The organism is Peribacillus sp. NPDC058002, from assembly GCF_042886655.1.
In the GTDB taxonomy this organism is placed as follows: Bacteria; Bacillota; Bacilli; order Bacillales; family DSM-1321; genus Peribacillus; species Peribacillus aracenensis.
The window spans coordinates 13,404-39,071 of sequence record NZ_JBHVQU010000027.1 but is presented as its reverse complement, the minus strand read 5'-3'; the positions used below and the strand labels follow the sequence as shown (position 1 = coordinate 39,071).

The following is a 25,668-nucleotide window of genomic DNA, read 5'->3' as shown; positions in this document are numbered from 1 at the left end:
TCGTATTTGTTTAAAACCCCCAGCTAAATAAAAAAAAAAACGCCCATCTGCACACTTATATCGGTAAGTGTGCAGAGGCGCTTTTTTATGTCGTTGATAATTAAAAGAAGACAAGCCAGCAAGCTTGCCTTTATCTACACTATGAATAATTTCACAGGAAAAGTTGCTAAACTATTATTTTCAGCAGCAGTTTTATCCGCGTCTTCCTCCTCGACCTCCCCGTTTCGTTTCGGTGCTACGTTTAAGGGTCGTTAAGCGGTCTTCGCTATCTTTTAAGAATTTAGCCATTTTTTGCTCAAAGTTTTCTTTAGGCTGGAAACCATTACCTTTCGAGCGGAAGTCTTTGGAACGGCTGTCATTCCCTCTTCCTTGGCGCGGACGTGGTGTGTATGCAGGTTTTTGCTCACCTTCAGGACGGTCTATCGCTTTTTTTATGGACAAGCCAATCTTGCCATCTTTAACGTTGATGACTTTCACCTCAACTGTATCGCCCACTTTTAAATGATCATTGATATCCTTGACATAATTATCAGCCACTTCACTGATATGGACAAGACCGGTTGAACCTTGAGGTAGCTCTACAAATGCACCAAAATTAGTTATGCCTGTTACTTTACCTTGTAACTTGCTGCCTACTTCGATTGACATAAAAAAAATGTTCCTCCTTAGAAATGTTAAAAAAATCTCTTCACATTATATTATAACGAAAGTAAAAAAACAGTGTCAATATTAGTCACTATCTTCCTTCCCTTTTGGAAGGGTAAAAATGATTTCACCTTTTTCAGATAAGAAATAATCCCGTCTGGCTATTTTCGCTATATAATCGTCGTCATTAAGCTTTACGATTTCTTCTTTAAGAAGGGTCTCGTCTTTTTTCAATTCAGCTAACTTCCCCTTCATTTCTTCCTTTTGATTAACTTTCTCATCCAGTGCAACATTTTGCGTTATGAGGGTGGAAACGGCAAAAATCAAAAAGACAGCGGCGAAAACTGAGTAAAGGGTTAATCTACGCATTAGACCACGCTTCTTTTTTTCTACGGTTTGTACTTTTTTCTCTTGTTGAGCGACGTAGGGATTTTCCATTTTTGCCACTTTCTTTTTACGCAGGCTACTCATTTTTTATCGCTCCTCATTTCTTTTTATTTCTCCATCCATTTAGCGTTCTAAATATAGAATTCTTTATTTTCAATAAAATCCCTTTTCCTTTATTATAAAACTTCCCGACGTTTTTCGTAACAAAAACCGGCAATAAATTCCATATATAAGTCAGAATCCCTTTTACTGGTCTCCAGAATATAGTCAAAATAAAGAGAAGTATTTTTCCCGCCCATTTTAATAATGCCAAAACGAACTTACCTATCCCGATGATGATGGCCAATACAGATACTAATACCCATTTTATCGGTAGAAATATCAGCATGTGAACCGAATTCGTTATAAATCTCGCCAACTTTATCACAAGTATTATCAAAAACTCTAATGAACGTTGATAGAAACCTTTGAAAAGTGCTTGATAAGCTGAAAAACCACATAATAAGGCCAAAAATAAATAGAGGCGAAACTCCCCCTCATTCACTAAAAACAAAACATAAAAAATAAGGAGACCCTGAATGATCCAGAAAAGGAAGTCATGGATGAATACAACCCACCTTTTCCTTTCTGAACGATTCAGGAACCTGCTATACGTATCCAGGGCAGCTCCAAAGCCACTGCCCATGCCTATCATCGCAAGCAACGTATAAAATTGGATCGTTAAGGTCATTTGAACAACTTGCCAAAGAAGCCTTTAGCTTTCTCCCCTGATTGCTCATCTAAATAAACAAGGTCGAAAATCTTTCCCTTAATCGAAACGATGCCTTTATCAACGTCTAAATTCTTCATTTGCAAGTTTTGGCCCCGGATAGATAAGAAACCCATTGACGTTTCGAGCAGAAATTCTTCATTATCGAAACTTTCAACTTGTTTGACACCGGTAATATCAAGCAAACGGCGGCCTTTCATCGTTACATCATGCTCTTGGGTCGTTCCTTTTGTATAACCAGCATTCGGATCAATATATTGGCTCATTTTTTCATCCCTCACAGTACCACTGATTTTGTACAAGTGTATGTCCGTAAGAGTGGAATTAGAACCAAGCCTGTCCTTACTCCTCCGCTAGCTTTTCTTCCTTTACGATGGTATACATATCTGCAGCGGCTTCTTTTTTCGTCGTTTCTTGAATTTTATCGACACGTACCGTAACAAGCTTTTGACCGAACCTTACAGTCAACTCATCGCCATCTTTCACATTCGAACTTGCTTTGGCCTGTTGTCCGTTAATCGTGATTCTCCCTTTATCCGCAACCTCCTTCGCAAGTGTGCGGCGCTTGATCAACCTTGAAACTTTTAGGAATTTATCCAATCTCATCGACATTCAAATCTCTCCCTTAATTAAAGTCCTTTAGTTTTTGCTTCATCCCAATATGAATCCAGTTCTTCCAATGTATAATCCTCAAATTTTTTGTCTGCCCTTTGAATGCACTCTTCTATATATGTAAAACGCTGGTGAAATTTCCGGTTTGCTTTGTAGACGGCTTCTTCCGCTTGTATGTCATAATAACGTGAAATGTTGACAAGCGCAAAAAAGAGGTCGCCCAGCTCTGATTTTATTCTTTCGACATCCCTGTTCGGGCTTAATATTTCCTCTTCCAATTCCTGTACTTCTTCCCTGACCTTTTTCCAGGCTTCGGAAACCTCATCCCAATCAAATCCAACCTTGGCAGCCCTTTTTTGATACTCTTCGGCCCGTAGTAAGTTTGGCAGCGATTTCTCAATACCATCCAATATGGAGTTCGGAGCTTTTGTTTCGCTCACTTTTTCATCTTCTTTGATTTTCTGCCAGTTCACTAATACATCTTCCTCACCGTTCACTTTAACATCTCCGAATACATGAGGGTGGCGTCGAATCATTTTTGCCGTAATGCCTTCAATCACATCATCTATCGTGAACATGCCCTCATCTTCACCGATTTGTGAATGAAGCATCACCTGAAGCAGGACATCCCCAAGTTCACCAATCATGCCCTCGTCGTCCTCTTCATCGATGGAATCAATCAGCTCATATGCCTCTTCTATTAGATATTTCTTCAAGCTTTCATGAGTTTGTTTCTTATCCCATGGACATCCGTCAGGACCTCTAAGTTCTGCAATGACCTGCCGCAGCTTAGAGAACTCCCTATACCGTAAAGCTTCTTCGCTAACAGGCGGGACATAAACACTCGTCAAGTTACTTAACTCCATTTGACGGTCGAGTTCGAAGAGGGCGCATTTTGTCACTTTTTCCTGACTGCTTCCTGCCGCTGTAACAATATATACCTCGTAGTCATCCGGTAGCTTTTCCATTAAGGTCAGCTTCACATTGGATGCACTGAATGCGTCATACACCTGTCCGATTATCATATGCTGGGCAATGTGCAAATCATCTGGTGAAAGAGCTGTTCCATCCAATAGCTGAAACCCTTCAATCGGATCGATTCTAACAGCCTGAAACAAGGGATCAAGGAAACTTTGCCCGCCTTCCAACTTAATGGCTATTCCAAGAGCCGGACCCTTTTCAAGCAAAAGCTGCACCGTTTTTTCCGCAACCATGGGATGTCCCGGAACTGCGTATAGAACGGAACAGTTTGAAGCCTCTTGTAATAATATTCTGGCAATTTCTTCATATACAGCTTCAAATTGGTCGTGCTTTTCATATATCCCGTCAAACGCCGTGAAATTTATCCCTTCCCTTTTCAAATCCCCGATTACCGGATGATCGATCGTTCTGACGAAACATTGTTCCGTTTGTATCAATTTTTTATAAATCCCTAGCGGAAGCTGATTTAAATCCCCTGCACCAAGGCCTATTATCGTAATCTCATTCATGATTTCGCATACTCCTATTCTTTATTATAAATCGTTTAAGCTTCGAGCCTGCAGGTATAAGTGAAAGTTCTTCTTCACTAAATAACCCTGTACGAATGGCCGTCATCACAAAAACGGCTGCACCGATCCCTACACCGGTCAAAGCTTGGATCGTAGCTAACAAGCGGCTCTCGCCTGATAACATCAATTCGAATAAACTATTGAATAAAACAACCGCAGTACCCATGTAAAACGTACTCTTCAAGATTATTAACACGTGCTTCTTTTCAAATAATGGCTTTTTGATATGTACTCTCAATACCACATAAAATAATACTGACATGATTATAAACGCAAGCACTGTCGCCGAGGCTGCTCCCGCGATCTTGTAATGGGGCACTAGAACAAGGTTCAAAGCCCACTTGCTGCCAACCCCCACAATCGTGATGATCACCGGCACGAACGAATGGCCTAAACTTTGAATCACTGCCGCTTCTGCCATTATGAGGGATGTGAATAAGATCGATAAAGAGAAAATCGCTAAAGTAATCGTCCCTTTGTTATCCGTGAACAGCATATGGTTGACAGGCTTCATCGTCACCACCAGCCCAATCGCAGCAGCAAGTCCTATTGTCGCACTTACACGAAGCGCCAATTTGATCTTATTCAATAATTCATGCTCACTTTTCCTCTGAACGAATCCGGATATTACAGGTACAAGCGCCAATGCAAAAGAATTAGCCACGACTGTACCTAGCTGAAGCAACGGCTGTCCTCGATCATATACCCCTTTCCATTCTTTTGCTTCCCTTTCCCCCATTCCCGTTTCCCTCAGTAAGGAATACAGGTGCAATGAATCGACAAACTGAAACAAGATAAGGATCAAGCCAGTTATGCAAAAGGCCAGCCCTTGGAAAATCAGGGCTTTGGAGATTTTGATGAAATTTACAGGTTTGATTCTCATTCGTAAAAAAAGCTTCCATTCTTCTCTTAAAATGACGAAAGCAATAAGCAGTACCAGGCCAGTTATGCTGCCGGTGATCGAACCGAGGACCGCCCCCTTGCCGACCACATAATAAGAATAGCCCTGAGAAACGAATATTGTGGAAAGAACCAGAATCGTCAACACACGGATGCATTGTTCAGCGACCTGCGAACTTGCCGTAGGCAGCATGTCGTTTATTCCTTGAAAATAGCCTCTTAACACAGATGAAATCGGCATTAATAAATAGGAGTAGGCAACGATCCTCAGCAGACCGGCTAAATGCGGATCCTTCATCCACCCTGCAACCCAATCAGCTCCAAGGAATAGTGCAGCAAACATCATGACACCTATCGAACTTAAGACGACGAATGAAGTCACTAAAATGTCCTTGACCGCAAAGTTATTTTTGGAGGAGTCCCGTTCTGCAATAAGTTTGGATATGACTACCGGAAAGCCGAGTGTTGATAATGTAAAAGCAACACCGTAGAAGGGATAAACCTGTTGATAGATATAAAACCCGATGTCACCCGCAATGTTCTGATATGGTATGCGATAGGCCGCGCTCAATACTTTTACGATAATCGCCGCTGCGCTCAAAATCAACGCTCCCCGGAAAAGTTCATTTGATGTTTTATAAGGCTTTTCAGCCATTCTTTTTCCCCTTTTCACTCATATGTGGTAGTTATTATAGCATAATTCCAATGGTTATTTTTTAATTCCAGCGCATACTGTTAATTAGTTTCCATATTCACCTTGAAGAATAATCTCCGTCTCTTTATGTTTGCCCCCATCGGGTTAACCTTTTAGAAAGAGCAAAAAGGACAGCGCGATTGCTGCCCTTCCACCTTAAAAATTATAATGGCATGTCCAAGGTTACTGTTCCATTTGTCTAGCTAGGAAACTTGCTGCTGTTTCAACCGATTTCTGTTCCACTTCACCAATGGTGCTATCTTTAGAGAAAATCAAGACGGCACCAATCGGGTCGCCACTCGCAATGATCGGAGCTGCCGTATAAGATTGGACATCTTCATCATTGGAATCAACGAATGAAATTTGTCCGTTTGGAGATTCCAGGACAGGATTTCTTTCTTCCATGATTTTTTCCACCAGGTCACTAACGCTTTTATTTAAGTATTCTTTTTTGGAGCCGCCTGCCACTGCAATGTAAGTATCCCTGTCACAAATCATAACTGGGTTTCCAAGGCTATCATAAAGTGCTTCTGCATATTCCCTTGCAAAATCGCCTAATTCACTGATAGGAGAGTATTTCTTTAGGATGACTTCTCCATCCCTATCCACAAATATTTCCAGTGGATCTCCTTCACGAATACGGAGGGTCCTGCGAATTTCTTTCGGGATGACGACTCTTCCTAAATCATCAATTCGGCGAACGATACCAGTTGCTTTCATCTAATGTTGCCTCACTTTCATCTAATTGATTTGATAAATCCTCATTTTGTAGCAAAATCATCACCAGCTATTGTACTTAGTATTTTTCTAATGGTAAGTTCTATGCACTTTGAAAAAATTTTTCTTCTTGTTGCATTTTTTTACCATGGTACCTAAAAAAAATTCTTCAAGAGGACTATCATTCAATTTTAGTTTTTAGTGGCTTGCGTCTCTTTTTTTACATACTGTAAACCCTTGGCCATCTCAAATAAGATATTAAGCCATTTGCTTTGTTCTACACCTTTTATGTGCAGGACCAGTTTCATTCGATTGCCGTCCATGCCGAAGCCCACCATTCGGCCATACTTCGATCCCAGCTCGAATACCTTTTGTCCATCCACATCGCTGCTGACCTTTTCCCTAAGGAGAATGCTGATTTCCTGCTTTAATTGTTTAATGCTTTCAATTCCGGCCTTTTCAGCATATACCTTCATTTCAGCAATCATGAATAAATAGGAAACTTCTTCTGGGTATTCTCCGAAACGATCGATCATTTCATCCTGTAATTCTTCCACTTCTTCAAGCGACGCAATCCCTCTGAACCTTTTATACATTTCTATTTTCTGATGTCCGTCCATTATGTAGGCATCAGGGATATAAGCATCCACTTCAACGTCAATTTCCAGGGTGTTCTTTTCTTCGGCTGGTTGGTCATTACGTTTCGCATCTACAGCTTCTTTCAACATTTGTGAATACAGATCGAAACCAACTGAATCGATGAAGCCATGTTGTTGAGCCCCTAGAATGTTTCCAGCTCCCCTGATGGATAAATCACGCATCGCGATTTTGAACCCTGAACCCAATTCTGTAAATTCCTTAATGGATTGAAGACGTTTTTCTGCCACTTCCGTCAACACTTTATCTTTCCTATAAGTGAAGAATGCATATGCCACCCGGTTGGATCGCCCTACACGTCCACGCAGCTGATAGAGCTGTGAAAGTCCCATTCTATCCGCTTCATTTACTATGAGCGTATTGACATTCGGGATATCGACACCCGTCTCTATAATGGTTGTACTTACCAAAACATCATATTCGCCTTCTAAAAAGCTGAACATGACGGCTTCCAGTTCTTGCTCTGTCATTTGCCCATGAGCATAGGTGACACGGGCATCGGGCACCAGCATGGAAATTTCTTCTGCTTTTCTTGCTATATCCTCTACCCGATTGTAAAGGAAATAAACCTGCCCCCCCCTTGCCAATTCCCGTTCTATGGCTTCCGTTACCAATGAGCCATTATACTCCATGACATAAGTTTGGATCGGGAACCGGTTCTCAGGCGGTGTTTCGATTACGGATAAATCCCTCACGCCCAACATGGACATATGAAGGGTCCTCGGAATCGGCGTCGCAGTCAAAGTCAGTACATCCACATTCGTTTTTAACCTTTTGATCTTTTCCTTATGTGTAACACCAAAGCGCTGTTCTTCATCAATGATAAGCAATCCCAAATCGCGGTATACGATATCTTTGGATAAAATCCTATGCGTTCCAACGACAATATCAACCGTGCCGGCCTTCAATCCTTTAATCGTCTCCGTTTGCTGTTTTTTAGTCCGGAAACGGCTCATATGACCGATCGAAATGGGATAATCCTGAAAACGCTCCCTTAATGTTTCATAATGCTGCTGGGCGAGGATTGTGGTCGGAACAAGAAATGCAACCTGTTTGCCATCCATTATGGCTTTAAAAGCGGCCCGGATCGCCACCTCTGTCTTCCCATATCCAACATCGCCGCATAATAAACGATCCATCGGCCGTTCACGTTCCATATCCTTTTTGATTTCGACTATGGAACGTAATTGATCTTCCGTTTCGTTATAGGCGAATGATGTTTCGAATTCTCTCTGCATATCACCATCAGGTGAAAAGGCATAGCCCTTTGCGGCTTCCCTTTCGGCGTATAATTTAATTAAATCATCGGCAATGTTCTCAACGGATGATTGAACCTTACTTTTGACACGTTTCCATTCCGTTCCGCCTAGCTTATAAAGCTTCGGTTCTTTTCCTTCAGAACCGACATACTTTTGGACAAGATCAATTTGGTCGACAGGAACATACAATTTGTCATCCGCCTGATAACGAATATTCAGGTAATCTTTATGGACCCCATTTATCGTAAGGGTTTCAATTCCCAAGTATTTACCGATACCGTGGTTAACATGAACGACATAGTCACCGATCTTCAGTTCGGAATAACTCTTGATTCGCTCCGCATTCGATAGTTTCTGTCTCCGTATTGATTTCTTTGACTTCTTATTAAACAATTCCGTTTCCGTAATGATACTGAACTTTTGCATAGGTAATTCAAAGCCGCTATTTAGACTGCCGCGTAAAATCTGTACTTTACCTGGAAGAATGCTGTCCGCATTAAACAGTTCTGCGGCCTCTATATCATAATCGGCTAAAACCGAATGCAGTTTTTTTACCCGTTCTTCATCCTGTCCAAGTATGACGACTGTATATTTCCCTTTTTTCCAACGTTCCAGTTCAGCTTTGAACACATTCATCTGTCCATGGAAATTTTGCATTTGTTTACTGGCAAAATTCAGGATATTCTGAGGATTCGTATGCGGTACATGCCGTAAAAACAATGAAAGGTATACAAACGGCCTGCTGGATTTCATGATTAATTCCTGCATCGGATGAGCCAATTTGATGTCATGGATAATTTGTCCCTGACTTAAAAGATCCGTGTACCACCCAGCCTCTTCTTTTTCCAAAGAATCATTGATTTCCTGGATTCTACTGATTTCATCCAAGAAAACCAAACCATTTACCGGTAAATAATCTATTAAACTAGCTGGATCTTCATACGCTAAACTTAAGTATTTAAAGATTTTGTCGGGTATATTCCCCATTTTCAGCTGTTCAAATTCATAACTGATCGTTTGAACCAGCTGTTCCTTGGTTTTCTCGTCTTTAAGTTTCTTCAAGCTTTTACTTAATCCGCTCTCGAGCCTCGTTATGATTCTTTCGATATGCTCCGTCTCTAGCAAAGCCTCACTGACGGGACCAATCGTCACTTTCTTGAGTTTCTCGATGGATCGCTGATCTTCGCTTGAAAAGGTCCTTATTGAATCTATTTCGGTATCGAATAATTCAATTCGTATTGGATTGGGTTCGGTGATCGGATAAATATCGATTATACCGCCCCTGATACTGAATTCACCTGGAGAAGCAACCATTTCAGACCTGTTATAACCCATGGCAATGAATTTACTAAGCGTTGGTTCAAGCTCGATGTCTTCCCCTAAAGTAAAGATAAGCTGATGTCTCTTCCAAATATCTTTCGGAGGAAGCACGCGACGCACCCCGGGAATTGGCGCAATGACGATCCCTTTCTTTCCCTCCGCCCAAAAGTTCAATGCCTCTACACGTTGGGCCCTTAATTCCGGGCTGGCAACACTCAAATCAGCCGCAATCAATTCATTGGCTGGATATATATATAATTCTTCCTCGGGAATGAAACTGGATAAGTCCTCATGGAATTTTTGTGCTTGCAGTAAATTATGGGTAACCAATAAAATAGGCCTATTCGTCTTTTCATATACGGAAGCCAGTAATAGAGATCTCGAGGAACCTGTGAGACCAGAGACGATCTGCTCCTTAAGTCCTTCATCGATGCCGGCTATTAACGAATGAACATCATCTTGTTTGGAGAACAAGTTCTGCAATCCATTCATTTTCTTTCCCCCCTCTCTTTAACGTGCGAAAAACATTTGTAATCTTTTTATTTGAACTTGGCCATTTCACCAAGCGTCCCTTTATTAACGGCAATTTTATGTGCCCTGGTATTCCAGACAAACGGAAAAATGCTTTGGATTTTGTCCAAAGCCCTCTCCCGCTAATGAATAATATAATCGTTTTCGTATAAATCAGGGTTTCTTTGCAGCGTTTCATGGCAATCTTCACATATCGCCCTTACATGCATATCCCCTTCAGAATCATAAACGATCATCTCTTGTCGCTCTTCATCGGTAAGTTGATTAAAACCTAACTGCTCCGTACTCAGTGAGTGTGCCTCGATTGAGCCCAGCTTAGTTCCGCAATGTCGGCATCGATAATGGAGAGCCATTTGGTAACCCCCTATTTTAGTAATAGTGTTAGTATGTACAAAAATAGAGGAGGTTTATTCAGCGAAACAGGAAGATATTATTCTTTACTTATATCTACTCTCTGCTTATTGGTTATATTCGTTCATGACCTGTATAAATGGCTTTTCCATCCAAGCTTCACAAGAAGCTGCGCTTTTTTCGATCGTTGCCCCGACATGATCCCATTCTTCAGGCGAAAAACGCCCCAATACATAATCAGATACCGGAATGCGGCCAATCGGGCGGCCAATGCCTATTCTGATTCGATTGAATTCTTGCGTACCCAAATGGGCAATTGATGATTTTATCCCATTATGACCGCCTGCACTACCCTTTTGACGAAGGCGGAGCTTCCCTGGAGGCAAATCAAGGTCATCATAGATAATGACCACATCCGCGATATCCACCTTAAAGAAATGCATGACGGCCGAAATGGATTCGCCTGACAAATTCATGTAGGTTAATGGTTTAAGCAATAAAACTTTTTCTCCCTTTACCATCCCTGCACCATATACTCCCTTATGTTTTGCTTGATCAAGCGGAATCGACCATCTTTTGGATAACTCATCTATTACTTCAAATCCGACGTTATGCCGGGTTTTTTCATACTGTTTACCTGGGTTCCCTAACCCTACAATAATTTTCATGATTCACACTCCGTCATTACGGTTATTTAGGGAGTTACGCTGGGACGAAGTTTTCCCAAGATCATTGACCTTAGAAAAATAGTACCCTAATTTCAAGCTGGCCTGCAAGCGACAGGAGAACTAATTAGGAAAAATCCTAATTTAAGGAATCCATTACGAAAAAAATGGTCCGGTTTAAAAGGCTGCATCCAGAGATTGAAAAGACGTAACTCGTTAAGAGCTACGCCTATTATATCACGATTCACTTGTTTAATCCCGGCATCATGACTCTAGTGATGCCTTGGTTTCCCTGCCTTCTTCATTTTCAGGGATACCGCCATCTTGCTGTTCACCTGTACTTATTTCCTCTTCCTGACGAGGAGCCAAAACGGATGCAACAACTTCTTCTCCATCATTGTCGATTGTAACTTGCTTTTTCGTTTGGATATCGGATATGTAGATTGTATCCCCTACCTGAAGTTCAGTAACGTCCACATCGATGGAGTCTGGGATGTCATTAGGTTTAGCCGTAACCGTGACTTCATGAAGTGACTGCTGAAGGACCCCACCGTCTTTCACGCCTTTACAAACACCGACAAGGTTAATGCGAACTTGCGCTTGTAATTGAGCGGACATATCTACAATTAAAAAGTCTGCATGATAAATGGAGTTCTTTATTGGATCCTTTTGATAGTCAGAGAGCATGACCTTATAACTCGAACCTTCCATTTCCAAAGAAATGATTCCATTACGGCCTATTTCCTTGATCGTCTTTTGAAGCTCGATACTATTGACTGAAATGGCCGTACTGTCATTTTTATTGCCATATACTATCGCAGGGATTTCGCCACTTTCCCTCAAATTCCTTAAATTAGAGTGTTTTGAATCCGTACGTTCTTTTGCAGCTAATATATTACTCATACATCCTCCGCCTTCCTGAATATGAATTACAAGTTTCTCTATATTTAACATTTCCCTAAATGGCGAATCGTTAAACATGAAAGGTAAAATCCGAAGGAGGCAAGAAGGGGATAAACATATGGTAAACATAGGTATTTCCCGCAAAATCTTTTTTCTCTCATTCAAGCATGAATTGCCTTTTTTTCCATTCCGTCCTCAACTTGCATCACTCTGTCAAGGATTTGTGCTGCTAGTGATGAGTATTGAATACTATCCTTTTTCCTTGGTCTCGGCAGATTGATCTCCTTATTCATGACGACTTTACCCTCTTCGATTAATATGACACGGTCGGCTAGCATTACGGCCTCTTCAACATCATGTGTAACAAGCAAGGCAGTAAAGTCCCTTTTCCTCCATAATTCTTCAATCAGCCTTTGCATGCCAATTCTCGTCAAAGCATCCAATGCCCCTAACGGCTCATCCAAGAGGAGAATGTCAGGTTGGTTCACCAATGCCCTTGCTAATGCAACCCTTTGTTTTTGCCCGCCGGATAAAACGGACGGCCAATCACTTGCCCGGTCTGCTAGGCCCACTTGCTCCAGTAATTCCATAGCATTTGGCTTCCAATCCCCTTTCAAGCCTATGCCGATATTTTCAAGGATTTTTTTCCAAGGAAAAAGCCTTCCGTCCTGAAACATCGTACGTGAAGATTTATTTAATCCTTTCAATGGCTTTCCATTCACCAGTATCTGCCCGCCCGTCGGTTTTTCCAGGCCTGCCACAAGACGAAGCAATGTGCTCTTTCCACATCCACTCTTACCGACAATGGCTACGAATTCCCCTTTTTTAAATGTGAGGTCCATCCCTTTTAATACTTCAAACTCCCCAAAATCCTTTCTTACACCCTGCAACTCCAACGAATTTCCATTTTTCATATTAATGACCTCCTCATTGGTATGATGGATGCCACTTCAAGCATCTTTTTTCGATCATTTTGGCCGCAACGTCCGATATTTTTCCCAATAAGGCATATAAGAGAATACTAAGAACAACAATATCCATCCTCATGAATTCCCGGGCATTCATAGCCATATATCCTATTCCGGAATTAGCGGATATTGTTTCTGCGACAATTAATGTGACCCACATGATTCCAAGAGAGAAGCGGATACCCACCAAAATGGATGGAAAGGCGGCAGGGAGAATAACATTCCAGAATAAAGAAAAACCGCTTAACCCATAAACCCTCGCTGCTTCGATCAATCCCTTATCCACCGATTTCACTCCATGAAATGTATTTAGATAGATAGGAAAAAGAACCCCTAAAGCGACAAGGAAGATTTTCGCTTCTTCTTCTATACCAAACCATAGAATCACCAGCGGTATTAAAGCTAAATGCGGAATGTTACGCAACATCTGAAGCGAGGTATCGAATAAGGTTTCAGCAATGGATGATAATCCATTTAATAAACCTAGTACAAAACCAATGATCCCGCCTATTAAAAAGCCGATGAAGGCACGCTGGGCACTGATGCCGATATAATCTATAAGTTCACCTGTCCCCAATAAAGCGACACCCGCTTGAAACACTTCAGTCGGGGCAGGCAATATCCGATCCGACAATATCCCCCTCAAAGACAGCAGCTGCCAAGTTATCAAAAGGAGAATGGGCACAAGCCAAGATATGAGGTGAAACCTATTGAACTTTTTGCTTAATTTTTTTTTCTGCATCTTCATTTTCACTTCCTTTTGTAGGGTAGTGGTCATTGGCCAGTATTTCCCCGAATGGGCTCGTAGCTTTAGAAATGGGACTTTCCAACTGTTCAACAGGGAGTAAAGGGAATAATAATTCCGCAACTCTGTACGCTTCTTCAAGATGAGGGTATCCAGATAAAACAAAAGATTCTATTCCGATTTCTTCATATTCCTTCATTCTGGCAGCAACACTTTCTGCACTCCCTACTAGTGCCGTACCAGCGCCTCCACGGACTAGGCCTACACCTGCCCAAAGGTTAGGGCTGATTACAAGCGAATCCCTGTTTCCGTTATGGAGTTGCGACATGCGCTTTTGGCCCACTGAATCAAACCTTCCAAAGATCTTTTGTGAATTTTCAATCATTTCATCATCCACATATTTTATGAGTTCATCCGCTGCCTGCCAAGCTTCTTCTTCCGTTTCCCTTACAATGACATGCATCCGTATGCCAAACCTGACCTCACGTCCATATTCCGCCGCCTTTTTACGTACCTTTTCAATTTTTTCAACCACTTGCACCGGCGGCTCACCCCAAGTTAAGTACACATCAATATGCTTTCCTGATATATCGATGGCCGGGTCGGATGAACCTCCGAAATAGAGCGGTGGGTACGGTTTTTGTACAGGTGGCAACAGAATATCCCCGCCTTCAATCTTTAGGTGCTCCCCTTCAAAGTCCACTTTGTCCCCGGACATCTCCTTTCTCCAGATGCCAAGAAATTCATCTGTTTGCCCATATCGTTCCTTATGATTCAGAAATACGCCATCACCTGCCAGTTCGACCGGGTCCCCTCCAGTTACCACATTGATCAAGAGACGTCCATTCGACAGCCGGTCGAAGCTCGAAGCCATCCTGGCAGCCAAGGTTGGCGACATTAAACCTGGTCGGACCGCAACTAGAAATTTCATTCTTTCCGTTGCGGAAATCAATGAAGAGCCCACTACCCATGCATCCTCACAAGACCGTCCCGTCGGAAGCAAAGCCCCTTCAAAACCCAAATGATCAACCGCCTGCGCTATTTGTTTTAAATAAGGAAGCGTGATTGCCCTTCCTCCCTTAGTCGATCCTAAATAGCGACTTTCCCCATGCGATGGTAAAAACCAAAATACTTTCATTTTCATTTCCCCCTTAATTTTTTTTAACATCTGCAGATGCATCCAGAACATTAATCTTGCTTGGAATTAATTTAAGATTGTAAAACGTATCGGCAATCTTTTGTTGATCATCCAAAACCCCATTGGAAATCTCCTCAAGTCCATATTCTTTTCTATTTAATGTTTTTTCCAATGCCTCCACACTCAATCCAATTTCCGGAGATAAAAACTCAGCGACGTCCCTTGGGTTTTCTTCAATCCATTTATCAACTTTTCTCAGTTCTTCTTTGATAATCTTCAAGGCCTCTTCGTTCCCGGCAAATGAATCAGTTGCCAAAAAGAATTCACGATTCGACACCAGTCCTTCTCCATCCTGAATCGTTTTCGTTTCAAGTTCCAATTCCGCTGCTGATAAAAATGGATCCCATATTACCCAGGCATCGATTTGGTTCCCTTCAAAAGCAGCCCTCGCATCAGCCGGTGGCAAGTAGACGGGCTTAATGTCATCAAGAGTAAGACCTGCTTCCTCTAACGCTTTGACCAATAGGTAATGAACATTGGAACCTTTATTCAAGCCAACCTTCTTACCTTTTAAATCTTTCACATTTTTAATGGGTGAATCCTTTTGTACAACTATAGCCTCTCCTGATGGGTTAGACGGCTGATTGGCAATATAGACAAGCGGAGCATTGGCCGCTTGTGCAAATATCGGCGGTGCCTCCCCTGTGTGCCCAAAATCAATGCTGCCGACATTCAAAGCTTCAAGCAGTTGAGGTCCTGCAGGGAATTCAGTCCAATCGACTGTATAACCCACTTCCTTTAAATGTGTTTCCAGCTCCCCTTTTGATTTTAAAATATTTAATGTCCCAAATTTTTGATAACCGATTCGGATGGTCTTATTCGATTCTTTTGCATCAGCACTAGTGGAACTGTTCTTTTCCTGCCCGCATGCACTTACTATCAGCATGAAGATGCTGAAGATGGACAGCAGCCATATCTTTCGTTTTTTTTTTTCATATTCTGCACACCCTTCTTAAACAATTTATTTAAAAATAAAAGGCTCCTTTTCTTCACCAATAGGACAATAGGGCAATAAGATGCCTAATGTTCAATGGTAAGTGAAAAGGAGCCTTCGGTAGTCCGATCGGCGTTAACCAATATGCACTTGCTTTAGTACAGGTTTTCATTCCATGAATATGAATTGAATTTGTATAGCTATTTTATTATCAGTATTCATATCTGTCAACTATGGATTTAATATTTTTTGAAAATTTCAAACCAAAATACGGCGAGCCCTAGGGCCCGCCGTGTTTGGTTAATTTTTTTATCAATCGAATAATGTGCTGACTGATTGTTCCTCATGCACACGAATAATTGCCTCTGCAATCAAAGGTGCTACAGAAAGTCCAGTAATTTTATCGATTTTCTTATCTTCAGATAGGGCAATCGAGTTAGTCACGACCAATTCCTTAATCGTTGAATTTTGAATCCTTTCGATGGCAGGGCCTGAAAGGACTGGGTGTGTACAACAAGCATACACTGCTTTAGCACCATTCTCTACAAGGGCATTGGCCGCTAGTGTAATAGTCCCGGCAGTATCGATGATGTCGTCAATCAGTATTGCTGTCTTCCCTTCAATATTACCAATGATGTTCATGACTTCAGCCACGTTCGGTCTTGGACGGCGCTTATCGATAATGGCAATCGGTGCTTTTAGGCGATCGGCCATTTTACGGGCACGTGTTACACCACCATGATCTGGGGAAACGATGACGATATCACTTAAATCTTTTTCCTTGAAGAAATCAGCTAAAATCGGAACAGCAACAAGGTGATCGATCAGAATATCGAAGAAACCTTGAATTTGTGGTGCGTGAAGATCTAATGTGATAACACGGTGGGCACCAGCCGTTTCTAGAAGATTTGCGACAAGTTTAGCTGTAATTGGTTCACGTGCACGCGCTTTACGATCTTGTCGGGCATAACCGTAATATGGCATGACAATATTGATTGTTTTAGCTGAAGCACGTTTAAGAGCATCGATCATAATTAAAAGTTCCATTAAATTTTCATTGACTGGTTGGCTTGTTGATTGGATTACGTAAACGTCACAGCCACGGATACTTTCTTCAATATTGATCTGAACTTCACCGTCACTGAAACTTGTTACGCTACACTTTCCAAGTTCAACACCGATTGCAGCAGCAATTTCCTGAGCTAAATCGAAGTTTGAATTTAAAGAGAATACTTTTAAATTAGGATCTAAATACTGATTTGACATGATGACCTCCGTCGGTTATTTATTAAATTTCAAATTCTTGACATAATCTTCTTTGTTAACTTGACGAGCACGGGCAACGGATAGGGCTTCCGGCGGTACATCTTGCGTAATGGTTGACCCAGCAGCTACATATGCCCCTTCTCCTACCGTCACGGGTGCAACCAGATTAGAATTGCAGCCTATGAAGACATTGTCTTCAATCTTCGTCAAATGTTTATTTTTCCCGTCGTAATTCACGGTAATTGATCCGCAGCCTATATTAACATTCTCCCCAACCTCTGCATCCCCAATATAACTCAAGTGAGAGGCCTTGCTTCCTTCGCCAAAAACGGTCTTTTTAATTTCGACAAAATTACCGATCTTAACGGAATCCTTAATATCTGATTGAGGTCTAACATGTGCGAATGGACCGATTTTAACAAAACTTCCAATACTGCTTTCATGTACAACCGATTGGAGGACTTCCGTTCCATCACCAATTTCACAATTACTGATTTCCGTATTCGGGCCAATTAAGCAATCCTGACCGATAATACTTTTTCCTTTAATGAATGAGCCAGGGCTAATGACTGTATCCTGCCCGATTTGCACATCCGCTTCAATGTACGTAGTTAGCGGATCGATGATCGTTACACCATTCCTCATATGCGTTTCATTGATTCGTTTCCGTAAAATTTGCTCCGCCTGCGATAAAGCAACTCGGTCATTTACACCCAATGTCTCCTCGAAATCACTGGATTGGAAGGCCGTCACCACTTCGCCTTCCTCTTTTAAGATTTCAATAACATCCGGTAAATAATATTCTCCCTGGACGTTTTCATTTGAAACTTTTTTCAGCGCGCTAAATAATGCTTGGTTGTCGAAGCAATATGTACCGGTATTTATTTCCTTAACATATCTTTCTTCATCAGTGGCATCCTTATGCTCGACGATTTTTTCTACAAGACCGCCTTCACCGCGAAGGACCCTTCCATAACCAGCAGGATTATCTGCATATGCTGTTAAGATTGTTGCTTTCGCCTGACTTTGCTCATGCAATGCTATAAGCTCTTTCATCGTTTCCGCTTTAATCAGAGGCGTATCACCGCAAATAACAAGGGTTGTTCCACTTTTTACGGATAAAGCGCTTTCCGCTTGCATTACAGCATGTGCCGTACCTAATTGCTGTTCTTGTAAGGCATACTTGCATGAATCACCAAGTTGTTCTTGTACTTTTTCAGCTCCATGGCCGATGACTGTAACAATATCTTCTATTTGAAGTTGATTGACTTGATCGATAACATGTTGTACCATTGGTTTCCCGCAAACAGGGTGCAAAACCTTATAAAGCTTAGATTTCATCCTAGTACCTTGCCCAGCGGCCAATATTATTGCATAGCGATTACTCATAACAGGCCTCCATTTTCACCTTTTTATCCACTAAAAATATTATCTCAAATAGTGATTCTTTTCAAGGTAACAATTAAAAGTACATATAATTGTCAACCAATCAGGTAAAAAAAGTTCAATTTCAGACAGCCTTGTTAGAGTTATTAATGGATCTTTTAACATTATTTTAAATCATGGTCGATGTCATTTTCATTAACGTCGTAATACAGGAACCATGTCTCCTCCCCTCTATAACACCAGCAAGCCCCATTGTCCCAAAACACTGCCATGATCGCGCTAGACCTATGTACAAGCCATGTGAAAGTACTGCACCCTTTGTTAACTTCCATTCCAAAACCGATTACCGTTTCAATTCATCTTCAGTTCATAAGACGTATGGAGTAAGTGATATCCTCAAATCCCGCTTACGGGAATTTCAATTTCAGGATGAACAAAAAGGTTTAAAAAATAAAAAGGGCGGGTACTTAAACTTTGAAGATATCACCTTTATTTTACAATTTTGATAATTAAAGCAATTGTCTGTGCGATGAGCGAATAGGTTCTAAACTTATCCGTTTATGAATAAATAAAAAAGAGCACTACTTATGAAGTAGGCTCTAGATGCACGAATTATAAATTTAAAGTTTAAAAGTAAGGTTATTTTAAGAAGCACCTGCTCCAGCTTCCTCTAATTCAGTTTCAAGTTCTCCCAATCGATGATATTCTGTCAAGACAGCTTCTTGAATTTTCCCGCGTGTAGAGGAATTGATTGGATGAGCGATATCCCGGAATTCTCCATCTGGAGTTCGTTTACTTGGCATTGCTACAAATAAACCATTGTTTCCGTCGATCACACGAATATCATGAACCACAAATTCATTATCCAGTGTAATTGATGCGATAGCTCTCATACGACCATCCGTATTCACACGGCGTAATCTTACGTCAGTTACTTCCATTTAAGCTCACCATCCCTTTTTGTTGTTGTTAAAACTTAAAGTACATATTCAACAAAAAAACGTGAACTCCTTCTATTATCTGTAATTTTTTTAGAAAATTCAGCCTAGTTTTCAAAAACAATAAAAATCACCCTGATATTACAGGATGATACCCATTACGAATTTCCTAAAAAATAAAAAAACGCCCGTTTATTTAACGAGCGCTACCACTTCTATTTCCACTAGTGCATCTTTAGGAAGGCGAGCAACCTCTACACAAGAACGAGCAGGTTTGTGAGCAGAAAAATATTCTCCGTAAATTTCATTAATCGAACCGAAATCATCCATACTTTTAATGAATACTGTTGCCTTAATGACAGTTTCCAATGAAGCCCCAGCTTCTTTCAATACAGCTTGGAGATTCTTAAAGACCTGGTGTGTCTGTTCCTTTACATCCCCAGTCACCATCTCACCAGAAGCAGTAAGTGGGATCTGTCCTGAACTGAAAAATAACTTATCCACGATCACGCCTTGTGAATATGGTCCGATCGCTGCCGGTGCTTCATCAGTATGTATCGTTTTCATTAAATGATTCCCCCTATTCCTTTTTCGTAAAATAATTCCCACGGCTTACATTGATTTTCTTGTCTCTTTCGACCACCTGCGTCAACTTGATTAATGAAACATAGTCCTCGACAAGGCACTCCTCAGTATGTTCGGATTCGACCAGCACTGCTATTCCGGCAACTGTTGCCTTAAATTCATCCAATAGACTGACCATACCGTTAATGGTACCCCCAGCCTTCATGAAATCGTCTACAATTAATACATTCGAACCTTCAACCAAGCTTCTCTTAGAGAGTACCATAGTCTGAATCCGCTTTGAAGAGCCTGAAACATAATTGATGCTCACTGTAGAACCTTCCGTTACTTTATTATTCCTTCTTACAATGACAACTGGAACATTCAAATAATTTGCCACGGCGTATGCTAATGATATCCCTTTGGTTGCCATTGTCATGATGACTGAGACATTTTTCTTGGCATACATTGAAGCGATTATCCTTCCAACCTTATTCACGGTTTGCGGATGCCCTAAAATGTCTGTCATATATAGATAACCGCCAGGAAGTAACCTTTCGGGACTAGCGATCGTATCGCATAATCCGTCAATGAAGGCATTGGCTTCTTCTTCCTTGATGGAAACAATATATTTCACCCCACCGGCCGCACCTGGAACGGTTGTTAAAGATCCTATCCCCCGTTGTTCAAAGGTATCTTTGATGATTGTCAAATCTTCACTGATCGAGGATTTTGCCGAACTATATCTTTCAGCAAAATAAGTCAGCGAAACAAGTTCCCCTGGATGTTCTAATAAATAATTGGTCATATCGACTAGCCTCTCGCTGCGACGAAATTTCATTGAGACACCCCCTTTGTTAATTCCCGAATATTATATAGCAACTATACCACTAATGTACGTTTCTATTCAAGATTGTTTCGATCACCCAGTAAACGGACTGCATAGACTTGGTCACAAAATCCACGAAGTCCATTATAAATTCTTTGCATGCGCGAATCATGTTCCACCAAACCAAAAACGGTCGGACCACTTCCGCTCATCAAGACCGAATCCGCTCCAAATGTCTTCATTTGATCTTTAATGTTCGCAACCTCTGGGTATAACTGCAATGTCACTTGTTCCAGAACATTACCCAACCCTTCACATACATCGTGATAATTGTTTTCCATAATAGCCGAAATCATTCCAGGTACATCCGGATGCTCCATTTTTGACGTCTGGAGCCTTTTGTATATATCTGCCGTCGATACGCCGATCGTCGGTTTGGCCAAGATGACCCAGCATTTTGGCGGTGCGGGAAGATGCGTGATTTTTTCCCCGCGCCCCCTGGCCAATGCCGTTCCTCCATATACGCAAAATGAAACATCAGAGCCAATTTCAGCTCCTATTTCCGCAAGTTCATCCATGGAAAGACCAAGTTTCCACAGTCTATTCAAGCCTCTCAAGGTAGCTGCGGCATCACTGCTTCCACCAGCAAGTCCTGCAGCCACAGGTATATTTTTCTCTATAGTTATGGAAACACCTTTTTTGATTCCAAAACGTTCCTTTAGAATAAATGCAGCTTGATAAGCTAAATTCCGATGATCATCCGGAACAAATCGATTATGGGATAGAATTTGAATATGATTTCCCTTTATTTCCTTAAGTTCAATTCTATCGGCAAGGTCGACTGTCGTCATGATCATTTCCACCTCATGATATCCATCAGGCCGTTTGAAAAGCACATCCAAAGCCAAATTAATTTTAGCCGGGGCTTTCTCCATAAGCTTCAATATGTCCACCTACTTTAACGTTCTTAAAAGTTCTTGTCCTATTCTATCATATTTGTTTATATTCTAAAGGTTTTTTCATCGTAATTTCAATGTAAAGAAGCTAAGATCACCCTTAGAGGAGAATAGACACATGTAGGCACATTGGGGAGCAGCTGCTTCCTGCATCCCAAAAGACTTGCTACATATCCATATAGCATTCACCGATACATAAAAAACCAGACTCCTTAACTACAATGTAAGCAAAAATGAATGGAGCTATACATTGTATAAAGAGTCCGGCTTCTTCAACATGACGACATGATGCAATTAAGTGTTTGATCTACTCTTTGTTCACTAATTGACGTTGTGCTTTTTCGATAGCAAGCTTTACCATGTTCCCTGCGTCCCTGGCCCGGATTCCTCCCCAGCCTTCTTTCTGGACAACATCGTAAAATCCAAGTTCTTTAGCCAATTCCTCTTTAAGATCATTTGACATAATCCCTTTTTTCCTGCTCAAGCGAAGCAACCCCTTTCCATGCCGTCACATGCCTAGTGTTTGCATCATACGCTATTTCATTACATCCTTTTTAAGCCTTTATTGGTGTTCACAGGTATTCTATACAAAACAAAAGGCAGCAAACAAAGTTGTTCACTGCCTCGTCTAAGTTACATCTCTTGTTGTTTGTTTAAAAATGTTAGTTCCACGGTTTCCGTTAAAACATCCGCATAGCTGTAAGATACTCTTTCAAACGCATTTTCATCTTGGTCGAGCTCAATTACAAAAACAGCCGGATAAGTTTCCGCCAAAGTTCCGAATCGTTCTACAGTCTTTCTTCTTCCACCGTTTGCTTTTAAGAGCAATCTTTTACCTAGGTTTGAATCAAGTGCAGTTTTAATATCAGCTAGAGTTTTTGGCATTTTCGGTCCACCTCACTAAGTTAAGTATATCACAATTTACAAATATACGCAAACAAAATAATAAATTATATCAGCACTTAAAAATGTAGTCAATATATTTTTATCTGAAATTCGGCAAAATCGCGAACAATTTTATTATATCCTGGGAAATGAAAAATTATGTAAACGAACTATTCCATTATCTATTAAGCCGAATTTTCGTAATTAAATCATTACCTACTAACATCACTTAACCAAAAACCGGTTTTTCTGTAACGATATCCGAATTCTTACCCACCAAAAGCAAGCTGCATTCTTTCAAAATGCAGCTCGTTCATTCTTCCTGAAATGGCTTGAAGGGCAACCCGGTCCGTAACACCCCTTTTGTCTCAATTCCCCCCAACCCCTTTTCTCCAGTTAATGTATTCCGAAGGACATCCCATACATGAATATGATCGGAAAAAGGCGTAAAGCTTACCTTTCCGACGATATATACCGGATCAAGAGCATGTATATTAACACGGGAAGGAGAACTTGCAAAATTTGCCCCCGCTTGGATCAGCGATTCAAAATGTGACTGACAAGCCCCGGCAAATATAATCAGTTGGTCTAAATGAGAAACTCGCCTTCGCGCTTCTCTAACCGTCTGCACAAAATCCTTTGAGTGACGGTAGGCATTAATATCGGATATCGGCCCTTTTGATTTTGAATAGGCATCATGGCCGGTGACAACAAGAATGTCCGGTCGATAATGATCCAACAGCCCCCCGATTCTATGGGGCATTTCCTTTTCATTGCAATAGATGCCATTGACCGGAATACTGAATTTCTGATATAGATCCATGCATTTCCTTAAGTAAGAGGCATCCCCATCAACATGGAGGACCCGCCCTGGTATCTGAAAGTATTCACCGCCGTACCGATAACCATTACTTGATTGATAGCCATTTTTTTGTTGTTGCAGCTCTAGATCTTGCGTTAATAAGCGGTAAGATTGTTCTTGAAGTACCTCATTCGACCTTTGTCGATCATTTCTTTCATTATCATTAATGAGCATTAAATCTTGAAAAGGTGCATCTGCAATCAATCGGATATCTTCCCCATAAAGAACAGCTTGACGCCTTCCGTCAATATCACGGATATCGATTACCCGGAACAACACGTCGCATTTATAAGAAACCCGACCAACAATATCGTTTATTTGAATATTCATGGCCTCACCCCATGAGAAGACTTATTTTCAGCCCGCCCTAGTTTATTTTCATTCTTAAGTTATGCGAACCATTCTTGAATGGTGAAAGGCGGGGATTGATTACATTTTCGGATACGCTCCCTCATGGTTGGCCAATTTCATAATAAAAAAAGCCGGAAGCGGGGATTGACCCCATTCCGACTTGAATCTTTCACATTTCCTTTATTTGAAATTCGGCAATAATGCATCACTTAAGCGGCCAAATTCTTTGATGCTCAGCGTTTCCCCCCGTCTGGAAGGATCCACTTCCGCAGCTTCGAGAGCGGCCAGTATATGTTCTTTTTTCGATTTACCATCTGGCAGCTGACTGGTTAAGTTATTTAAAATCGTTTTCCTGCGCTGGGCAAAGCTCGCCCGGGTCACCGTGAATAAGAAATCCTCATCCAGGACCTCGACGATCGGCTTCACGCGCTTTGTAAGGCGGATTACAGCAGAATCAACATTAGGCTGAGGCATGAATACCGTTTTGGGTACTATCATCACTGTTTCGGCTTCAGTATAATATTGAATGGCAATGGATAAAGAACCGTATTCCTTTGTCCCAGGTTTTGCGGCAATTCGATCGGCCACTTCCTTTTGCAGCATGCACACGATGCCCCTAATGGGCAGGTCTTCGGACAATAGCTTTAAAATGATGGGAGTCGTTACATAATATGGAAGATTCGCAACGACCATCAGGTCCGAAAATCCAGAAAATTCCTCGCCGATGACCTTCTTGACATCAGCTTTAAGAACATCTCCGTGAATGATGTTTACATTGTTATAGGGAGACAGTGTATCCGATAAGATGGGCAGCAGACGCTGGTCAATTTCAAAGGCCGCAACCTTTTTGCTGCTTTTCGCTAGTTGTTCCGTCAATGCCCCGATTCCCGGCCCAATTTCAATGGCGCCGCTTTCCTCCGTCAAATTGGCATGTTCGACAATACGTTTCAAGATATTCGTATCAATTAAAAAGTTCTGGCCTAAGCTCTTTTTAAAGGAGAATCCATATTTCTTTAATATTTCTTTCGTTCTGACAGGGGTTGCAATATCCTTATTCATTTTTTTCCTCCTGAATTATCTGTACCATCGCTTTCTCAAAAGCCTCAGTTGATATTTGGAACATTTTTAGTCTCTTATATAACTGTTTACCATTGGTAAACCCGATTTTTAAAATAGAGCCAAGTTTTTCCCTTCGTTCCTTGGCACCGAATCCCCCGATTAAACCGGCATCTATTAAATCTTGCTGTGAAATCTCTTCTGAAGCCTCTTCATCCATTAATTGGGCTTCCTTTAAAGCATTACGAATTGCCTCAGGAGAAGCATGTTCCACACCAATTCCTCTACCTGACTTAGGAAGGGCTTCCTTCTTCGTTAAAAAGGCGTGTTTACAGCCTTTTACTTGTTCTGAAATTATATTCCTGATTTTTTGACCAGGAAAATCAGGGTCTGTGAAAATGATGGCTCCACGTGTCCTTTGTGCAAGCCTCACCTGCTCAATACAAGACTCATTCACCGCGGAACCGTTGGTTTCTATTGTATCAGCATTAACAGCCCTTTTTATCGCTACCGTATCGTCTTTTCCTTCTACAACAATAATTTCTTTAATCTTTTTCATGGTTTCCTCCATACAGAAAAGCGCAAGCGCTTTGATTAGCTCTTGGATAAACGTAGCCGGTCCCCCGTAAAATTTTTTGGATAGAGAATCCAGTCAAGATCATTTATGAAGTTCACACGCACATATTGAAATCTTATGGAATAATGAAACGTCTATCTTATTAAAACAGTTTTACATAGGGTTTTTCAACAAATGGAAAATAAAACGCAAA

Annotated in this window: 27 protein-coding genes; all 27 read right to left on the bottom strand. The window is 41.2% G+C overall.

Going from position 1 to position 25,668, the window contains the following annotated elements:
- Positions 1-192: 192 nt before the first annotated feature.
- Positions 193-648 (bottom strand): S1 domain-containing RNA-binding protein, encoded by a 456-nt coding sequence (locus tag ACFVSH_RS08055; protein ID WP_214794723.1) that lies wholly within the window; start codon positions 646-648, stop codon positions 193-195.
- Between the two features lie 81 nt (positions 649-729).
- Complete coding sequence (locus ACFVSH_RS08050) at positions 730-1,116, bottom strand: FtsB family cell division protein (protein ID WP_387705500.1); 387 nt, start codon at positions 1,114-1,116, stop codon at positions 730-732.
- Between the two features lie 13 nt (positions 1,117-1,129).
- On the bottom strand, positions 1,130-1,762 hold the full coding sequence (gene yabQ, locus ACFVSH_RS08045; protein WP_387604907.1) for a spore cortex biosynthesis protein YabQ: 633 nt from the start codon (positions 1,760-1,762) through the stop codon (positions 1,130-1,132).
- Complete coding sequence (gene yabP / locus ACFVSH_RS08040; protein ID WP_034316308.1) at positions 1,759-2,067, bottom strand: sporulation protein YabP; 309 nt, start codon at positions 2,065-2,067, stop codon at positions 1,759-1,761. The genes yabQ and yabP overlap by 4 nt, the downstream gene beginning before the upstream one ends.
- 76 nt (positions 2,068-2,143) lie before the next feature.
- Complete coding sequence (locus ACFVSH_RS08035) at positions 2,144-2,407, bottom strand: RNA-binding S4 domain-containing protein (protein ID WP_034316386.1); 264 nt, start codon at positions 2,405-2,407, stop codon at positions 2,144-2,146.
- A gap of 23 nt (positions 2,408-2,430) precedes the next feature.
- Complete coding sequence (yabN, locus tag ACFVSH_RS08030) at positions 2,431-3,903, bottom strand: bifunctional methyltransferase/pyrophosphohydrolase YabN (RefSeq protein WP_387604908.1); 1,473 nt, start codon at positions 3,901-3,903, stop codon at positions 2,431-2,433.
- A complete protein-coding gene (locus ACFVSH_RS08025) occupies positions 3,896-5,518 on the bottom strand; it encodes a putative polysaccharide biosynthesis protein (protein WP_387705498.1) in 1,623 nt (540 codons plus the stop codon). The genes yabN and ACFVSH_RS08025 overlap by 8 nt, the downstream gene beginning before the upstream one ends.
- A gap of 222 nt (positions 5,519-5,740) precedes the next feature.
- Positions 5,741-6,277, bottom strand: a complete 537-nt coding sequence (spoVT, locus tag ACFVSH_RS08020; protein ID WP_192207409.1) for a stage V sporulation protein T — start codon at positions 6,275-6,277, stop codon at positions 5,741-5,743.
- A gap of 188 nt (positions 6,278-6,465) precedes the next feature.
- On the bottom strand, positions 6,466-10,002 hold the full coding sequence (gene mfd, locus ACFVSH_RS08015; RefSeq protein WP_387705496.1) for a transcription-repair coupling factor: 3,537 nt from the start codon (positions 10,000-10,002) through the stop codon (positions 6,466-6,468).
- Positions 10,003-10,163: 161 nt separating this feature from the next.
- Complete coding sequence (gene fin, locus ACFVSH_RS08010; RefSeq protein WP_063574553.1) at positions 10,164-10,394, bottom strand: anti-sigma-F factor Fin; 231 nt, start codon at positions 10,392-10,394, stop codon at positions 10,164-10,166.
- Between the two features lie 105 nt (positions 10,395-10,499).
- Positions 10,500-11,060, bottom strand: coding sequence for an aminoacyl-tRNA hydrolase (gene pth, locus ACFVSH_RS08005; RefSeq protein ID WP_387604910.1), 561 nt, complete (start codon positions 11,058-11,060; stop codon positions 10,500-10,502).
- Positions 11,061-11,321: 261 nt separating this feature from the next.
- Positions 11,322-11,960: a 50S ribosomal protein L25/general stress protein Ctc gene (locus ACFVSH_RS08000; RefSeq protein ID WP_387705494.1), complete on the bottom strand. Its 639-nt coding sequence runs from the start codon at positions 11,958-11,960 to the stop codon at positions 11,322-11,324.
- 161 nt (positions 11,961-12,121) lie between these two features.
- Positions 12,122-12,874: an ATP-binding cassette domain-containing protein gene (locus ACFVSH_RS07995; protein WP_387604912.1), complete on the bottom strand. Its 753-nt coding sequence runs from the start codon at positions 12,872-12,874 to the stop codon at positions 12,122-12,124.
- A 13-nt stretch (positions 12,875-12,887) separates the two neighbouring features.
- Positions 12,888-13,670, bottom strand: coding sequence for an aliphatic sulfonate ABC transporter permease SsuC (gene ssuC, locus ACFVSH_RS07990; RefSeq protein ID WP_387604923.1), 783 nt, complete (start codon positions 13,668-13,670; stop codon positions 12,888-12,890).
- Positions 13,636-14,811, bottom strand: coding sequence for an FMNH2-dependent alkanesulfonate monooxygenase (ssuD, locus tag ACFVSH_RS07985; protein WP_387705492.1), 1,176 nt, complete (start codon positions 14,809-14,811; stop codon positions 13,636-13,638). Before ssuD ends, ssuC begins: the two co-directional genes overlap by 35 nt.
- A 13-nt stretch (positions 14,812-14,824) precedes the next feature.
- A complete protein-coding gene (locus tag ACFVSH_RS07980; protein ID WP_387705490.1) occupies positions 14,825-15,757 on the bottom strand; it encodes a sulfonate ABC transporter substrate-binding protein in 933 nt (310 codons plus the stop codon).
- A 360-nt stretch (positions 15,758-16,117) separates the two neighbouring features.
- Positions 16,118-17,071, bottom strand: coding sequence for a ribose-phosphate diphosphokinase (locus ACFVSH_RS07975; protein WP_057276495.1), 954 nt, complete (start codon positions 17,069-17,071; stop codon positions 16,118-16,120).
- Between the two features lie 15 nt (positions 17,072-17,086).
- Positions 17,087-18,460 (bottom strand): bifunctional UDP-N-acetylglucosamine diphosphorylase/glucosamine-1-phosphate N-acetyltransferase GlmU, encoded by a 1,374-nt coding sequence (gene glmU, locus ACFVSH_RS07970; RefSeq protein WP_260288335.1) that lies wholly within the window; start codon positions 18,458-18,460, stop codon positions 17,087-17,089.
- Between the two features lie 641 nt (positions 18,461-19,101).
- Positions 19,102-19,398 (bottom strand): septation regulator SpoVG, encoded by a 297-nt coding sequence (gene spoVG, locus ACFVSH_RS07965; RefSeq protein ID WP_034316332.1) that lies wholly within the window; start codon positions 19,396-19,398, stop codon positions 19,102-19,104.
- 189 nt (positions 19,399-19,587) lie between these two features.
- Positions 19,588-19,962 (bottom strand): RidA family protein, encoded by a 375-nt coding sequence (locus ACFVSH_RS07960; RefSeq protein WP_053537019.1) that lies wholly within the window; start codon positions 19,960-19,962, stop codon positions 19,588-19,590.
- A 13-nt stretch (positions 19,963-19,975) separates the two neighbouring features.
- Positions 19,976-20,800 (bottom strand): pur operon repressor, encoded by an 825-nt coding sequence (gene purR, locus ACFVSH_RS07955; protein WP_101225907.1) that lies wholly within the window; start codon positions 20,798-20,800, stop codon positions 19,976-19,978.
- Positions 20,801-20,862: 62 nt separating this feature from the next.
- The gene (gene ispE / locus ACFVSH_RS07950; RefSeq protein ID WP_098372657.1) at positions 20,863-21,732 is read right to left on the bottom strand and encodes a 4-(cytidine 5'-diphospho)-2-C-methyl-D-erythritol kinase; all 870 of its coding nucleotides are present in this window, start codon (positions 21,730-21,732) and stop codon (positions 20,863-20,865) included.
- Positions 21,733-22,051: 319 nt separating this feature from the next.
- Complete coding sequence (locus ACFVSH_RS07945) at positions 22,052-22,228, bottom strand: small, acid-soluble spore protein, alpha/beta type (protein WP_034316340.1); 177 nt, start codon at positions 22,226-22,228, stop codon at positions 22,052-22,054.
- 149 nt (positions 22,229-22,377) lie between these two features.
- Positions 22,378-22,629: a biofilm formation stimulator Veg gene (gene veg / locus ACFVSH_RS07940; protein ID WP_034316343.1), complete on the bottom strand. Its 252-nt coding sequence runs from the start codon at positions 22,627-22,629 to the stop codon at positions 22,378-22,380.
- A 313-nt stretch (positions 22,630-22,942) separates the two neighbouring features.
- Positions 22,943-23,821 (bottom strand): sporulation peptidase YabG, encoded by an 879-nt coding sequence (gene yabG / locus ACFVSH_RS07935; RefSeq protein ID WP_387604915.1) that lies wholly within the window; start codon positions 23,819-23,821, stop codon positions 22,943-22,945.
- Between the two features lie 201 nt (positions 23,822-24,022).
- Positions 24,023-24,901: a 16S rRNA (adenine(1518)-N(6)/adenine(1519)-N(6))-dimethyltransferase RsmA gene (gene rsmA / locus ACFVSH_RS07930; protein ID WP_387604916.1), complete on the bottom strand. Its 879-nt coding sequence runs from the start codon at positions 24,899-24,901 to the stop codon at positions 24,023-24,025.
- A complete protein-coding gene (rnmV, locus tag ACFVSH_RS07925) occupies positions 24,894-25,457 on the bottom strand; it encodes a ribonuclease M5 (RefSeq protein ID WP_387705488.1) in 564 nt (187 codons plus the stop codon). The genes rsmA and rnmV overlap by 8 nt, the downstream gene beginning before the upstream one ends.
- Between the last annotated feature and the right edge of the window lie 211 nt (positions 25,458-25,668).

Bases quoted from the DNA above. Each gene is read 5' to 3' on its own strand.
- purR (WP_101225907.1), bottom strand. From the start codon at position 20,800: ATGAAATTTCGTCGCAGCGAGAGGCTAGTCGATATGACCAATTATTTA.
- yabG (WP_387604915.1), bottom strand. From the start codon at position 23,821: ATGAATATTCAAATAAACGATATTGTTGGTCGGGTTTCTTATAAATGC.
- ACFVSH_RS08035 (WP_034316386.1), bottom strand. From the start codon at position 2,407: ATGAGATTGGATAAATTCCTAAAAGTTTCAAGGTTGATCAAGCGCCGC.
- ACFVSH_RS08000 (WP_387705494.1), bottom strand. From the start codon at position 11,960: ATGAGTAATATATTAGCTGCAAAAGAACGTACGGATTCAAAACACTCT.
- yabP (WP_034316308.1), bottom strand. From the start codon at position 2,067: ATGAGCCAATATATTGATCCGAATGCTGGTTATACAAAAGGAACGACC.
- yabN (WP_387604908.1), bottom strand. From the start codon at position 3,903: ATGAATGAGATTACGATAATAGGCCTTGGTGCAGGGGATTTAAATCAG.
- rnmV (WP_387705488.1), bottom strand. From the start codon at position 25,457: ATGAAAAAGATTAAAGAAATTATTGTTGTAGAAGGAAAAGACGATACG.
- pth (WP_387604910.1), bottom strand. From the start codon at position 11,060: ATGAAAATTATTGTAGGGTTAGGGAACCCAGGTAAACAGTATGAAAAA.
- ssuC (WP_387604923.1), bottom strand. From the start codon at position 13,670: ATGCAGAAAAAAAAATTAAGCAAAAAGTTCAATAGGTTTCACCTCATA.
- ACFVSH_RS08055 (WP_214794723.1), bottom strand. From the start codon at position 648: ATGTCAATCGAAGTAGGCAGCAAGTTACAAGGTAAAGTAACAGGCATA.
- ssuD (WP_387705492.1), bottom strand. From the start codon at position 14,811: ATGAAAGTATTTTGGTTTTTACCATCGCATGGGGAAAGTCGCTATTTA.
- veg (WP_034316343.1), bottom strand. From the start codon at position 22,629: ATGCCAAAAACTCTAGCTGATATTAAAACTGCACTTGATTCAAACCTA.
- spoVT (WP_192207409.1), bottom strand. From the start codon at position 6,277: ATGAAAGCAACTGGTATCGTTCGCCGAATTGATGATTTAGGAAGAGTC.
- spoVG (WP_034316332.1), bottom strand. From the start codon at position 19,398: ATGGAAGTAACTGACGTAAGATTACGCCGTGTGAATACGGATGGTCGT.
- ACFVSH_RS07960 (WP_053537019.1), bottom strand. From the start codon at position 19,962: ATGAAAACGATACATACTGATGAAGCACCGGCAGCGATCGGACCATAT.
- ACFVSH_RS07980 (WP_387705490.1), bottom strand. From the start codon at position 15,757: ATGCTGATAGTAAGTGCATGCGGGCAGGAAAAGAACAGTTCCACTAGT.
- ACFVSH_RS07995 (WP_387604912.1), bottom strand. From the start codon at position 12,874: ATGAAAAATGGAAATTCGTTGGAGTTGCAGGGTGTAAGAAAGGATTTT.
- ACFVSH_RS07975 (WP_057276495.1), bottom strand. From the start codon at position 17,071: ATGTCAAATCAGTATTTAGATCCTAATTTAAAAGTATTCTCTTTAAAT.
- rsmA (WP_387604916.1), bottom strand. From the start codon at position 24,901: ATGAATAAGGATATTGCAACCCCTGTCAGAACGAAAGAAATATTAAAG.
- fin (WP_063574553.1), bottom strand. From the start codon at position 10,394: ATGGCTCTCCATTATCGATGCCGACATTGCGGAACTAAGCTGGGCTCA.
- mfd (WP_387705496.1), bottom strand. From the start codon at position 10,002: ATGAATGGATTGCAGAACTTGTTCTCCAAACAAGATGATGTTCATTCG.
- glmU (WP_260288335.1), bottom strand. From the start codon at position 18,460: ATGAGTAATCGCTATGCAATAATATTGGCCGCTGGGCAAGGTACTAGG.
- ACFVSH_RS08025 (WP_387705498.1), bottom strand. From the start codon at position 5,518: ATGGCTGAAAAGCCTTATAAAACATCAAATGAACTTTTCCGGGGAGCG.
- ACFVSH_RS08050 (WP_387705500.1), bottom strand. From the start codon at position 1,116: ATGAGTAGCCTGCGTAAAAAGAAAGTGGCAAAAATGGAAAATCCCTAC.
- yabQ (WP_387604907.1), bottom strand. From the start codon at position 1,762: ATGACCTTAACGATCCAATTTTATACGTTGCTTGCGATGATAGGCATG.